Origin of the sequence: Leptothoe sp. ISB3NOV94-8A, from assembly GCF_043421595.1 — a bacterium.
Taxonomy (GTDB): Bacteria; Cyanobacteriota; Cyanobacteriia; order Phormidesmidales; family Phormidesmidaceae; genus Leptothoe; species Leptothoe turfae.
The window spans coordinates 1945398-1958430 of the sequence record NZ_JAXSQW010000001.1 but is presented as its reverse complement, the minus strand read 5'-3'; the positions used below and the strand labels follow the sequence as shown (position 1 = coordinate 1958430).

The window sequence follows — 13033 nt, the reverse complement described above, 5'->3', positions numbered from 1 at the left end:
CTGAAAGGGACGTCTACCCTTAAACTATCAGCAGAGTTTTAATGGTGTTGTCGGTTTTTCTGCGCAATGATAACGGTTCTAATTTTAGTAGCCGCAGTTGGCATTCTCATTTGGGGATTTATCAGAGCCCGTCCTGACGGCAAGTTGGGCATTTTCGCCTGGTTACAGTCAGTGGTGCTGATGCTACCTTGGCTCATATTTTTTGGACTGTTTACCTTTGGCATCTATCTCAACATTGCCTGGGTCCTGGTCGCTGTGATGGTTTCAACTGCCATCTACATATATTTAGGACGGCAGTTAAGAACCCTGGCCAAAGCAGCCCCTGAAGGTCAGGCCCAGGCTAAAGATCCCATTACAGTCTCCCAAAACGAACCCCTGCCGACGGTAGACGTCGTGGTCGAGCCAGACCTGGAGGCAGGTAGGGAATCCCCCACGAGCCCTAAGACGGAGAGTGACGAGAGCGGTGCCCCTGAGGCAACTGCCCCACCCCAAACGCCTCCAGCGATCCCAGCAGAGGATCTAGCGGCCATTGAATCTATTTTTGGCGTCGATACCTTCTTTAGAACGGAGACGGTTCCCTATCAAGCCGGTGTTTTCTTTAAAGGCAACCTGCGGGGCGAGGCTGAAACGACAATCAATGCCCTCAATGCTCAGCTGAAAAACCAGTTTGAGGACGATCGGTATCGGCTGTTTTTAATTAACGGCCCCGAAGACCGACCTGCCATCATTGCGCTGCCCAGCAAGACAGATCCCAAACCCGCTGACATCCGTCAAAAGGGGTTGGCAGTGGCGCTTGCGATCGCAACATTTATCACCAGCTTGGAAACCGGAGCCCTACTCAAGGACTTTGACCTGTTTGAGCAACCAGGCCGCTGGCCAGAGGTATTACCCACTGCCCTCGCCATCTTCGCCATTTTGGCCATCCATGAAATCGGCCATCGCTGGCAAGCCAAACGTTACAACATCAAACTCAGTCCGCCCTTTGCCCTGCCCGCCTGGCAGCTAGGTAGCTTTGGTGCCCTGACTCGGTTTGAGTCGGTGCTACCCAATCGCACCGTGCTGTTCGACATTGCCTTTGCCGGACCAGCAGCCAGTGGCCTATTATCCCTGGCAATGCTGCTAGTGGGTCTAGGGCTTTCCCATCCCGGTAGCCTCTATCAGCTACCGGTAGACTTTTTTCAAGAATCTATACTGGTGGGCACCCTGGCCCGTGCGATTCTAGGCGATACCCTACAAACCAACGACCTGATAGATGTTGATCCCCTGGTGCTGATGGGATGGTTGGGGCTGGTCATTACGGCGCTAAACGTGATGCCTGCCGGACGTATTGATGGTGGCCGTATTGTTCAAGCCATTTATGGTCGCAAGATTGCCGGACGAGCCACAGCCGTTACCCTCATCCTGCTAATTTTTGTGGCCCTGGCGAATCCCCTTGCCCTCTATTGGGGAGCCCTAATTTTGTTTTTGCAGCGCGGTGAAGAACGCCCCTGCCTTGACGACATTAGTGAACCGGACGATACCCGTGCCGCCCTGGCATTGCTGATTTTATTCCTGATGCTGGCCACCCTATTACCCCTAAGCCCCGCCTTAGCTGGCCGCCTCGGCATTGGCTAAACCAGAGGCCAAATTACAGGCCTCATAGTCAATTTCAATATTAAAGGAATAGGCTTTTGTTTTGCCCATCGCGTGATAAGCAGCGTAGTCCGCATCGCGGGCAATCTCCAGCGCTTTTTCATCCAACACCTGGTAACCAGAACTATTCAACGGTTTCGGATCATGGATTAAGGTGCCATCAGGACCCACCTCAACCATAAAACTCACTGAGGTACCGGGGGGATTTTCTAAACACTCCTGCAGGGGTACCTCAACTTCAGATAACGCTCGCTCTAAATCCCGTAGCGGTGTAGGCAAAAAACCCTGCTCCGCCATCTTGCCCAGTTGCGTCAGGACAGGGGTATTGCCAATTTGGGTGTCATCAAAATCAGTGTAGCTATCTAGGCTGGCAATACGTTCATCCAGAGTTAGCTCAGGGGGGGCTTCATCTCCACCATCACCCTCATCCAATAGCTCCTCATCGAAACCTGGTTCCTCCTCCCACTCACTGAAGTCATCCAGCTCCGGTTCAATCTCTTCCAACTCTTCTAAGATCTCCGGATTCGCCAGAACCATCTCATCAACTGGCTCCTCCACCGGGAGCGGTTCTTCCGGTGGAGGCTCAGGTAAAGGCGGCTTAGACGAACCAGGCGTGCGTGCCAATTTTGGCAATGTCACCACTTGAATGACCTCTGGTTCAGTTTCTTCAGGTACGTCCGGTTTTTCTTCAATCAGATCTGGCATCGGTAGGGCCAGCACCAGGCCATGCAAACCAATGGAGGCCAGCACCAAGGTCGTTACCCAACTATTCAATTTTGGTAAGCGAAACTTGGTCATAAAAGATTGCTGTAATAACCGTCAACTATGCCCATGCGCCATCAGAATTAAAGCGTGATTAAAAGGTCAGCCCAGCAAAAGCAGACGTTAATTCTCCAAACACTTTACCTATCTATCATTCCTTGCAGACGTTAGAAATAGATACACCGTTAGACAATTTTTGAATTGGGGTAAACCTAACGCTTACATAGCATTTGTACAAGGGTAAATTAGCCCCCATTAAATTGCATTGACGTTAGTCACTCAGATCTGGGGCACTAATTGGCTACTATCTAGACTTGAGTTGCATACCTACCCCCTGACATAGGTTAGGGAACCCACAGGAACGTTCTATGGCCTCAGCCAAAACCGGAAAAACCAAAACCGGAACCTTAGTAGCCTTGGGACTATTTTTCTCCCTGGGCGTGGTGCTATTTGTACAGTTGACCAACCGACCGATAGTGCCCCTTCAACAGCCATTATCCATGCCCCCCCAAGTCACCCTGCTCACAGACCCATTTTTACAATCTCCAACAGAGTCATCGATACGCGTAGTCTGGTTTACCGAATTTGCAGGTAGCGACCACAAAGTCATGTACGGCCCTGGCGATCAGACGGTCTTTGCCGACACCACCCAGCTTAGCCGCACCCGTGAGGATGCCGAATCTAAAACCGTTGAGCCCTATGAGGCCGTTACTCAACGCCCCATTTGGCGACACGAGGCTGAAATCAGTGGATTACGCCCTGGTCTACCCGTTCCCTATGCAGTTGCTAGCACCACGGACGATGGCACCACTGTTCAAAGCGATCAATTCTCCCTCAGGGCTTTACCACCGGCAGGTGAGCCCCTTAAAATCCTGCTCACGTCCGATCATCAGCTGATGCCGATGACCGCCGCCAACCTACAAAAAGTAGAAGAAACCATTGGCCAGGTGGATGGTGTATTCCTGGCAGGCGACCTGGTGAACATACCCGACCGCGCTTCCGAGTGGTTTGATGATGCCCGTGGGGGTGCGTTCTTCCCCTGCTTGCAGGGACGAGCCAGCTATAACCTGATCAACGATGAAAACGAAGAAGGCACTGTCTACAAAGGGGGGAAAATCATTCAAAATGCGCCCCTATTTACAGCCGTGGGCAACCATGAAGTCATGGGGCGCTACAGCACCACAACTGCTTTAAATAAACAGTTCAACGATCCTGTTCCCTGGAATGCCGCTAAAGACCTGTACGATCAACACAAAGCTATCTTTAACCCCACCGAAAATGAGGCTGTAGAAAGACACTGGCTTAAAGAAAATTCTTTTAACATCGATACCTACAACGAGATTTTCTCTCTCCCCAAAGCCCAACGTGATAATGGTCAGACCCAACGATACTACGCCACCACCTTTGGCGATGTACGTCTGGTGTCTCTCTATGTGACCCAGATTTGGCGCATGTTTAAGGTGGATGATGAAACTCGGGGGCGCTACCAGGAACGGGCCGTTGATTTGGGTAACCCTCAAAACTGGGGCCATGGTCAAATGATTTTTGAAAGCATTGAACCCGGCAGCCCCCAGTATGAATGGCTACAGGCAGAACTGGCCAGTGACGAGTTCCAGCAGGCTAAGTACAAGATTGTTATGCTGCACCATCCAGCCCACACCCTGGGGGATAATGTAGTACCTGCATTTACCACTCCGGTTCCTGTCTACGACTATGGCGATGAAGGGAATCTCACCGGTATTCGCTATGAGTATCCCAAAGAAGAGGATCACATCATTAAATATCTGGTACCGCTATTAGACGAGGCCGGAACCGATTTGGTGTTTTATGGGCACTCTCATATTTGGAACCGCTTTAAAGGCGACAGCGGTATGCACTTTTTAGAGTCTTCTAATGTGGGTAATACCTATCACGCTCACACGGAGGCCAGGCCGAGACCGGTGCCCCAAGACAGCCGCTTTAAAGAAACCTATGTTGCCACTGGTGACCCCAATGGGTTAACTCCCATCATGCCCACCCTGAAGCCCCTAACAGATGAGTTTGACAATCCAATGCCCTATATTGCCAGTAATGATATTACGGCTTTCAGTATTTTAGACACGGGTTTGGGAACCATCACCAGCTACTACTTTGATACGCGCAAGCCTGAATCCGCTGTCATCCCCTTTGATGTGTTTAACCTTGGCCAGCGAGAGAGATAACGACCATGACCACCCCGTTTGATGTAGCAGCCACCCAGCGTCGAGTAGACAATTTTTGGAAGCTTGGCGCTAGCTTTGGCATGGAGCGTAATGCGTACCACAACTATCTTAATGAAATTGTTAGCGATCGCTACGCCCTGATCAAAGGATTGCAAATTTTGCGAGATGAACTCCAGTTTGCAGCGGCGAGTCCAACGGATATTAAGGCCTGCGGGGCGGACATGAATTTGCCCAGTGTGGTGACGACATTGGCCTATACCAACTGTGGCGATCGCATCCACCAGGGGGAGGCAACCAAACGCTATCGTGACGTGGTCGCCTCCCGGTTTGCAACGCTGTCAGAAATTGGCGAGCTAAAACTAGAGGCATTTTTCCCAGCTGGCGGGGGTACAGATAATGGGGCGACATTGGCCCATGTGACGGTGGCCCATGAGTTAGATGAACAGCTAAAGCAGCGGGTGTATGCAGGTAATCCGCAGTCCATATCGCTGGTGGCGATTGATCTTAAAACCCACGTGGGTCGTTTGCGGGATGGTGAAAACCAGATGTATGGCGTCACTCGTGAGTCTCCCTGGCGTGAACCTCGGGCAGCCTGCGGGGCGATTGTGGGAGCGCTGAAACAGTATCATCCAGATAATCTGATCCATCGCCGCATTCGAGATGATCTGCGGGAGCGCAATTTTCAGTATCTCTCGAATAATAAGATTTTTACGGATGATGGGGTGGATATTACCATGGCCGTTGCGTCGGCAATTGTGGCGGTGCGGGGAATTCGGAATACGGCCATGGCGTTACCCCAGGAGTTAGATGAGCGGGGGGTGGCGCACTTGACGGCCAGTGTGACGGTCAATCGCCCTTCGCGGGATGATCTGGTGATTTATCTGGCACGGGCAACGGTGTTTAATGGCAAGATCCAGATCCAGGGGTTGGGGACCGAGGCTGACAAGTATGGTGGTCAGCTGGTGGAGTATGCCAAGGAGCGGCGGTTACAGTTGCGGTATGGCGATGGCGATGGCGAGAATCTGCCGGTGGAGGAGATTGATTATAAGGTAAGAGATTCCGGGTTGTAGAGTTGGAGGATGGGTAAATACCCCTGAATAGTTATCGCCATTGACCGCCCCCTGTATTTACCCACCTGCTTGTCTAACAGCAGCAGCGGTTAACCCACCCCATCCCCTTACTCCTCCATCCGCCACAGCTGACCCGACACATTTTGACAATCATCCATAAAGGCTGCGCCTTCTAACATAGAGTCAGGGGCTAACCGATTCCCCTCAAGACATTTATTCTGAGCCTCTAAAAACATGGTTGTTAGCCTAAAATAACCATCGCCAACCGGGATCTTCTTCCACAGCTGGCCCGACACGTTTTGACAAGTATCCATAAAGGCAGCCCCCCCTAACACAGAGTCAGGGGCCAGACGATTTCCCTCAAGACACTTACCTTCACCTTCAAGGAACATCGTTGTCAACTTAAAATAATCACCATCAGCCGGAATTATTTTCCAAAACTGACCTGACACATTTTGACAATCATCCATAAACGCCGCACCTTCTAACACAGACTCAGGGGCTAACCGATTCCCTTCTAAACACTTGTCTTCATCTTCAAGAAACATCGTCGTTAGCTTAAAGTAGCCCACCTGAGCATCGGCAACATTTTTAGAAGCCGAGAGAGCGATGGATGTAGCACCTAGGGAGACCGCTGCTACCGTGAGAATCTTCTTGAAATTCATAGAGTCTCTTTTTTGTTTTTCACCATGTGGGATGCCGTTAGCGACAATTTTTAGCCAATGCACCCTTGTGGAAAATAGTAGAAAACAACTAAAAGATTTTCTCCCGGAAAAACAATGGGATCAGTGTGAACTTTGTGACTGTGCGTTCTGTGTATTTACCCTGACCAAGCGTTCAAACAACATTTTTGATCGTTTTCCTGAGGATCAACTGTGTGAAATTAATTACCATCGCTCAATGTACGTAAGTAAAATCACTACTTTGGAAAAAGTTGCGTTTTAAGTGAAGGTGCTGATTCTGCCTGATTTTTCCTGAAAGCATGCGTTAAATGGACTATCGTTAAATGTTCTATAGCGTATCTGTGTAAATTCGTAGAAAGGGCAGGTACAATATGGTTTGCTATTCCTTAATTTTCTTTGCCCTTGAATATTCAGAAATAACTTTTGAAGCCGTATCTGAGTATTCAAAGACAAAGGGATCTCAACGATAAAGAATGCCGCTAGCTAAGCCCTGCAAAGGGATTGGCTAATCTTGTAAATAGTTTTATGGCTAAAATCCTATTAATAGATAAAGATAGGGCAAGCCGTCAGATCCTTGAGCATGCCCTTAAGCTATATGACTATGAGGTAGTCAGTACCCATCGTGGTGATAAGGGCTTATCGCTGGCCGTTGAGGAGGCTCCTGACCTGATTGTCATGGATATTGATGCCCAGGGACTTAATGGTTGGCAAGCGATTAAGATTCTTAAAGAGTCTAGTCCCACATGGCTCATTCCTGTAATTGCCCTGGCGCAGCCAACGGTTACTGGTCAACTTTTGATACAGACTGGGTTTGACACCTATGTCAGAAAGCCCGCTGCTGCTAGACACATTTTGCAAAGAATAGAATCCTTATTGGATAAAGTTGCCAAAGAGCTGACCGGTAGTAGCGGGAATCCATCGTCTGCATCAATGTCTGCATCAACGTCGCACAGGGGGCCAAAGGAGACACCCTATGCTCAAAGTCAGGTAGGCCAGGTAACGGTGGTCTATGTGGACAATAGTGCAGTAGATAGTCAAGCACTGGGGGACATTGTTCAAGCGGCTGGCTATAGCTACGCTAATATTTCTGATTCCTTACAGGCAGTGTCTCTGCTCATGGACTTGAGGCCTAAAATAATCTTTTTAGAATTAGTGCTGCCGGTGGCGAATGGTTACGAACTCTGTGCCCAAATTCGACGCATCTCTTCCTTTCAGAACACGCCTATCATCATTGTGACCAATAAAAACAGAATCCCTGAACGGTTGCGGGCAAAAATGGTGGGGGCATCAGATTTTTTGAGTAAACCCATCAAGGCAAAATCTGTTCTGGAGATTTTGATCAAGCATCTTTCTCACCAAAGTACTTTTTAGGGTCTAATGTTGAGATCTCAAGGGTAGACCTGAGGCTTTAGGACAGCAGATTCTGGTGGGCCCAGAGAGCTGCCTGGGTGCGATCGCGAACGTCCAACTGGCTAAAAATATTAGTCAAATGGTTTTTGACCGTACCTTCCGTCAGGTGTAAAGCAGCGGCAATTTCGCGATTGCTGTGGCCCTGGCCCAATAGCTTGAGGATGTCTATCTCCCGATTATTAAAAAGGATGTCCACATCTGTTTTGGTGCCATTATCTGATTTGACATGGGAAAACACCTTGGGGGCAATGGTGGGTCCTAACTGGCTGTAGCCCTGGTGAAGGTTACGAATTGCGATCGCAACCTGTTTCGCCGGGGTACTCTTCAGCAAATACCCCAATGCTCCTGCTTCCAGCGACTCAAATACATACTCATCCTCATCAAACGTAGTCAGCACCAAAATCCGAATCCACGGAAACCGCTGATGGATCTCATGGGTTGCTTCCACACCGTTGCACACTGGCATGCGCACATCCATCAAAATAACATCCGGTTGCAGTTGCTGGACCAGAGCAATGGCCTCCTGACCATGATTCGCTTCACCGACAATTTCAAGATCATCCTCCAGGGATAGCAACGACGCCAATCCCTGCCGAAACATTGGTTGATCATCCACCAACAAAATCTGAATCATTGTGGCACTGTAACCTGAATTAATGTGCCTTTTCCAAGAGTACTCTGGATTGTCATTTGCCCTCCCAGTAACTGTACCCGTTCTTGCATGCCCCGCAATCCATAGCCTGAGTTAGATGCCTCAGGCACAAAGCCAACACCATCGTCCGCCAGACCCATGGCAATGCCCTCTGTGGTTTGCTGAGCCCACAGCTTTACGGTAGATGCCTGAGCATGTTTTTGGATATTTGTTAGCCCTTCTTTAATAATTAGAAACAGCTGCTGGTTTACCTGTAGGGGCAAGGTTGGCAAGCTGATGCGAGTTTCAATTTTCAGGGGCTCAGTGGCATGGGCCTGCTGAATCTGCTCCACTAAACCCGTCAACGCATCGGGCAAATTAAACGTGCCATGGCGGATGGTTGAAACCGCCCGTCGTACTTCCTGTAGAGACTGACTAGAAAGTATCTTAGCTCGATTGAGTGCCTGCAAAGACTGGTCAGGTTGTTGAGAATATAAAGTTTGCGCCACTTCTAATTGAACATTAAGGGTAGTCAGCGTGTGCCCAAGGGAGTCGTGAATATCTCGGGCAATGCGAGTTCGTTCTAAATCTGTTGCCAGGGTTTCCACTTCCTGGGATAGTGCCGCCGCTTGTTGTCGGCTTTTACGTTCAGATAAAACTGCCCAACACAACAAAATGGTTAACAAACAAGTAATCACATAAATAGTGGTGCTGTTGATAATCACATCCAACACTAACAGAGCTTTAGGAGCTGCTAAGGATTCCTCAAACTGGGCTCGCAGTTCTTCTGTGGGGATAGAGAATTCATGAAAAATTCGCTGGGCCAGGCTAAGCTGCCACGCAATCCCCGCCAGGATTGTTGTAAAAATGACATCGCGACGACTTAGCAAGAAACAGCTCTTGACCAGGACAAGATACAAAAACGGATCAAATCCCCAATTAGTGAACAGACGACTAATCAGTAAAACAACAATTTCTAACAGAATGTATCCCCGCCGTAGCCCCATGGGCTGTTGTAGGGGAAAAACAATGCTAAGGATGACCAGCACCCCCAGCACAGTGAAACCAAGATAGTCTCCTGGACCCATCTCATACCCCAGGGGTTTATTGAGCATCAGTAGCCCAACGCGCAGAACCACCAGTAACACAAACGTCCATTCCACATACCGCAGGGTTTTAGGAATAGATGGAGACAGATTGGCGCTAGCGGCTGATAGGGGCTTGGTCTTTTCGCCTAATCTGGGGACGTGACTAACAGCGTTCATGCTTGGTTGATGGTGTAGCAGGGTAATTGGGCTGTGGCTGACTTAACTAGGGTTTACCGTTGCTTAATGCTAAACCATTCGCCTGATTGGCTCCATGACAAAGGTCATGACAACGCATGACCTTTCACTATGGAACCGCATGCTCCCCGTCGTTAAAGTACACATACATTGCTACTAAGACAGGTATAAAACGGGACAATGGGCAGGCGACTTCAATTAGCTTCACTGATAGGCATGGCTGTCGGCTTCGCTTGGAGCGCCAATGCCATGGCTTCATCGTCGGATTTAACAACGCTACAGTTCTTACAACCCCAGGATGCACCTATGCTTGCAAACGCACCAGCACTGGTCGATCAGTGCGCCACATCTTCAACAGAAACTGCCCTGACAGCTGATACCATCGATGAAATCAACGCGTACTTAGATGCCTATGACCAAACGGGGCGGCTCTCGGGCAATGTTGCCATTGACTACGGTACTGCTTCAACATTTACCTGTAGTTACGGTTTAGCCAACCGCGAACATCAAGTCGCGAATACTGTAGAGACCAAATTCCGCATCGGGTCTATTACCAAACAATTTACCGCCGTTGCTATCCTCCAGTTACAAGAACAGGGGCGATTAGATGTACAAGCCCCTATTTCCTCTTATCTCCCTGACTATCCAGATGGCGATCGCATCACCAGCCATCATCTGTTAACCCACACCTCAGGCATTCCAGAATATCTGGATGGAGAGATATTCCCTGACATCCAGGAATGGCTGCGACTGCCCTCTAACCTGGACCAGTTGGTGGATCGCTTCAAAGATTTGCCCCTAGAATTTGATCCTGGAGACCAGTTTAAGTACAGCAACTCTGGCTACGTTCTGCTAACCCAGATTTTAGAAACGGTCTCTGGGCAAACCTATGCCGACTATGTGCAGGCCAACATTTTTACACCGTTGGGTATGAATAATACAGGCTATGAGATTCCCCATGCGGTGATTCCCGATTTGGCCCAGGGGTACACGTTTGCAGGGCCTGATCTCTACTTGCAAGCCGACCCCATCGACATGAGTATCCCCCAGGGGGCAGGGGGCCTATATTCCACGTTAGGAGACCTCGCCATTTGGAATCAATGGCTCTACGGAGATCAGCAGCTGGAACAACCCATTTTGAGTCAAGCATCGATTGACTTGCTGGCCCAGCCAGTGGCCAAAATGGAGTCCGCTGCGAATCAGTCCGATGCCTTCTACGGTTATGGCTTGGTGAGCGATGCCCATCTTGGCCGACAGCGGATTCACCACAGTGGTGGCATCAATGGATTTCGCTCTAGCCTGATGCATTATCCCGAAGAGAACTTAACCATTAGTGTGCTCCTCAACTTGACCAATCAGGCCACGGACTCTATAGCTGAAGGGCTAGCCGCTATTCTCTTAGACGAACCCTACACCATGCCTCGACAGCGTGAGGCCATTGATTTGGACCCCGCCCTTTATGAGCAGTATGTCGGCACCTATCAACTGTTACCCGAGCTCCAGGTCAAACTACGAGTTGAGAACAACCAGCTTGTCAGCCAAGCCACAGGGCAAGCGTCGGTGATCCTTTATCCCAGCTCAGAAACCGAGTTTTTTGCCCAGGTGGTGGACATTCTCATTAAGTTCAACCTCAATGATGATGGCACCGTCGAAGGGTTTACCCTATTCGACCATGGTTATGAACTCTTTGCACCCAGGTTAGACGACTAATGGTAAGTCTGTAAACTGCGGTTAGTGAAGGTGGCAGAGCGATCTTTTCGGATTGAATCAGATAGGCGTTAGGAGTTGGCGGTGGTGCCGCAACGACGATGGGAAGGTTGTCTCTCGGACACGAGATTAACGATAGTCTGCTCAGCGACCAAACAACCTCGTTGGCAAATCCGCTGTAGCAATGGCTGATTGTGGCTAATGGCGATGATGCCAACATTATGTTGGCGAGCAAACTCTAGGACCGCCTGCCAAATCAACGCCTGGGTATTGGCATCAAGCATAGCCGTCATTTCATCGGCAATCAGATAGCGGGTGTTGCGGTTAAGCACGCGGGCGATCGCAACCCGTTGCAGTTCTCCACCGCTCAACTCATGGGGATAGCGGGTCAGCCAACCGGGATGAATGCCGAGGGCATCCAGGATGTGGGGCTGGGGCGGATGTTTTTCTCGCAGGATGCGGTCGATGCGCCAGCGCGGGTTGACCGACAACTCAGGATTTTGAAAGACCAGCTGCACGGGGCAGTAGCCTCCTGGCAGCGGTTGTTGATCTAACGTGATGCGCCCGTGGCTGGGCCTCAGATACCCAGCGAGGAGTTTACCGAGTGTGGTTTTGCCATAACCGGACGGGGCGATCAGACCGATAACTTCCCCTGGTGCGATCGCAAGCGACTGATCGCGCACCACCCACGGCAGCTTAGCGCCATAACGAAACCACAGACCTTCACCCTTCAGCATGGATACACCTCACCCAACCTTGACGAATAAATTGCAGTTCTGGTCGCTCCCGTTTACAGTCAGCCGTGCTCCAGGAACAGCGATCGCCATACAGACAGCCCACCGGCAGCTGGTCAGGGCTTGGCTGATTCCCCGGCACCGGCACAAAGTCGTTTTGAGGTAGCGATCGCCAGAGAGCCTGGGTATAGGGATGGCGCAGATTACCAGTTGTGAAATCCTGAGCGTTGGCGATTTCAACCGTGGTGCCGCCATAGAAAACTACCACCCGATCAGCGACCTGTAAGGCCGCTTCAATATCGTGGGTAATCAGCATCACGCCTCGACCCCCCTGAGCCAGTTCGCGCAGGTGATTGAGGGTTTCAGTCACGACGTCAGGGTGCAGACCCGGCGTCGGTTCATCGGCAATCACAAGCTGAGCCTGGGTCATGACGGCGGTTGAGACCAGAACTCGCCGCGCCATCCCACCGGAGAGCTGAAACGGGTAGCGCTTTGGCGTATGAGCGGGCAAATCATAGCGAGCAAAGGTGCGCTCCACCAGGGTTCTGGCTGAGCGCGCAGGGAGACCATTGAGCTGCCCCACCCGCTGCACCTGCCGCCCGACGGTCATTAACGGATCGAGGTAGCCAACCGATTGGGGAATAAGTGCGATCGCTTTACCCCGCAATGCCTCGCATCGCTTCTGGGTTAATGGTTTTCCTTGAAATTCCATCGTCCCAGAGAGCTGAGCGTTCTCCGGCAATATCCCCAAAAGAGCATGGGCCAGAAGACTTTTCCCGGAACCGCTGGCACCCACCACCGCCACCAGTTCTCCTGCCTGGACAGTTAAATCCAAATCAGTAATCACCGTTAGCCGCTTGCGGTGCAGTCCTTGATCGTATTGGGTAAACGTAATCCCCAGGTTTGAGATGGTGAGCATG

General features: G+C 50.4%; 11 protein-coding genes. 5 read left to right on the top strand and 6 right to left on the bottom strand.

Annotation, left to right across the window (positions count from 1 at the left end; all coding sequences use genetic code 11):
* The first annotated feature begins 66 nt into the window (after positions 1-66).
* Complete coding sequence (locus SPB21_RS08560) at positions 67-1614, top strand: site-2 protease family protein (RefSeq protein ID WP_499866306.1); 1548 nt, start codon at positions 67-69, stop codon at positions 1612-1614.
* On the opposite strand, the gene SPB21_RS08555 is transcribed toward SPB21_RS08560, so the two are convergent.
* Positions 1588-2430 carry an energy transducer TonB gene (locus SPB21_RS08555; protein WP_163702378.1) on the bottom strand — a complete coding sequence of 281 codons (843 nt, stop codon included), beginning with the start codon at positions 2428-2430 and terminating at the stop codon, positions 1588-1590. The two genes, SPB21_RS08560 and SPB21_RS08555, sit on opposite strands and share 27 nt — an antisense overlap.
* A 332-nt stretch (positions 2431-2762) precedes the next feature.
* On the opposite strand from SPB21_RS08555, the gene SPB21_RS08550 reads away from it, so the two are divergent.
* Together SPB21_RS08550 and SPB21_RS08545 are read left to right on the top strand one after the other, a co-directional pair.
* Positions 2763-4595: a purple acid phosphatase family protein gene (locus SPB21_RS08550; RefSeq protein WP_163660277.1), complete on the top strand. Its 1833-nt coding sequence runs from the start codon at positions 2763-2765 to the stop codon at positions 4593-4595.
* Positions 4596-4600: 5 nt separating this feature from the next.
* Positions 4601-5665, top strand: a complete 1065-nt coding sequence (locus SPB21_RS08545) for a hypothetical protein (protein ID WP_163660279.1) — start codon at positions 4601-4603, stop codon at positions 5663-5665.
* A gap of 107 nt (positions 5666-5772) precedes the next feature.
* On the opposite strand, the gene SPB21_RS08540 is transcribed toward SPB21_RS08545, so the two are convergent.
* Entirely contained in the window at positions 5773-6330 is a 558-nt protein-coding gene (locus tag SPB21_RS08540) for an RICIN domain-containing protein (protein ID WP_499866305.1), read from the bottom strand.
* A 543-nt stretch (positions 6331-6873) separates the two neighbouring features.
* Between SPB21_RS08540 and SPB21_RS08535 the strand changes: the two genes are divergently transcribed.
* Positions 6874-7719, top strand: a complete 846-nt coding sequence (locus tag SPB21_RS08535; RefSeq protein ID WP_163660283.1) for a response regulator transcription factor — start codon at positions 6874-6876, stop codon at positions 7717-7719.
* Positions 7720-7756: 37 nt separating this feature from the next.
* On the opposite strand, the gene SPB21_RS08530 is transcribed toward SPB21_RS08535, so the two are convergent.
* Both SPB21_RS08530 and SPB21_RS08525 read right to left on the bottom strand, forming a co-directional pair.
* Complete coding sequence (locus SPB21_RS08530) at positions 7757-8392, bottom strand: response regulator (protein ID WP_163660285.1); 636 nt, start codon at positions 8390-8392, stop codon at positions 7757-7759.
* Positions 8389-9654: a sensor histidine kinase gene (locus SPB21_RS08525; protein ID WP_163660287.1), complete on the bottom strand. Its 1266-nt coding sequence runs from the start codon at positions 9652-9654 to the stop codon at positions 8389-8391. Before SPB21_RS08525 ends, SPB21_RS08530 begins: the two co-directional genes overlap by 4 nt.
* Positions 9655-9921: 267 nt before the next feature.
* On the opposite strand from SPB21_RS08525, the gene SPB21_RS08520 reads away from it, so the two are divergent.
* The gene (locus tag SPB21_RS08520; protein ID WP_499866304.1) at positions 9922-11382 is read left to right on the top strand and encodes a serine hydrolase; all 1461 of its coding nucleotides are present in this window, start codon (positions 9922-9924) and stop codon (positions 11380-11382) included.
* A 68-nt stretch (positions 11383-11450) separates the two neighbouring features.
* Here SPB21_RS08520 and SPB21_RS08515 read toward each other — a convergent pair whose 3' ends face one another.
* On the bottom strand, positions 11451-12116 hold the full coding sequence (locus SPB21_RS08515) for an ABC transporter ATP-binding protein (RefSeq protein ID WP_499866303.1): 666 nt from the start codon (positions 12114-12116) through the stop codon (positions 11451-11453).
* Positions 12103-13032 (bottom strand): ABC transporter ATP-binding protein, encoded by a 930-nt coding sequence (locus SPB21_RS08510; RefSeq protein ID WP_499866302.1) that lies wholly within the window; start codon positions 13030-13032, stop codon positions 12103-12105. The genes SPB21_RS08515 and SPB21_RS08510 overlap by 14 nt, the downstream gene beginning before the upstream one ends.
* Position 13033: the final 1 nt, after the last annotated feature.

Bases quoted from the DNA above. Each gene is read 5' to 3' on its own strand.
- SPB21_RS08560 (WP_499866306.1), top strand. From the start codon at position 67: ATGATAACGGTTCTAATTTTAGTAGCCGCAGTTGGCATTCTCATTTGG.
- SPB21_RS08555 (WP_163702378.1), bottom strand. From the start codon at position 2,430: ATGACCAAGTTTCGCTTACCAAAATTGAATAGTTGGGTAACGACCTTG.
- SPB21_RS08550 (WP_163660277.1), top strand. From the start codon at position 2,763: ATGGCCTCAGCCAAAACCGGAAAAACCAAAACCGGAACCTTAGTAGCC.
- SPB21_RS08545 (WP_163660279.1), top strand. From the start codon at position 4,601: ATGACCACCCCGTTTGATGTAGCAGCCACCCAGCGTCGAGTAGACAAT.
- SPB21_RS08540 (WP_499866305.1), bottom strand. From the start codon at position 6,330: ATGAATTTCAAGAAGATTCTCACGGTAGCAGCGGTCTCCCTAGGTGCT.
- SPB21_RS08535 (WP_163660283.1), top strand. From the start codon at position 6,874: ATGGCTAAAATCCTATTAATAGATAAAGATAGGGCAAGCCGTCAGATC.
- SPB21_RS08530 (WP_163660285.1), bottom strand. From the start codon at position 8,392: ATGATTCAGATTTTGTTGGTGGATGATCAACCAATGTTTCGGCAGGGA.
- SPB21_RS08525 (WP_163660287.1), bottom strand. From the start codon at position 9,654: ATGAACGCTGTTAGTCACGTCCCCAGATTAGGCGAAAAGACCAAGCCC.
- SPB21_RS08520 (WP_499866304.1), top strand. From the start codon at position 9,922: ATGGCTTCATCGTCGGATTTAACAACGCTACAGTTCTTACAACCCCAG.
- SPB21_RS08515 (WP_499866303.1), bottom strand. From the start codon at position 12,116: ATGCTGAAGGGTGAAGGTCTGTGGTTTCGTTATGGCGCTAAGCTGCCG.
- SPB21_RS08510 (WP_499866302.1), bottom strand. From the start codon at position 13,032: ATGCTCACCATCTCAAACCTGGGGATTACGTTTACCCAATACGATCAA.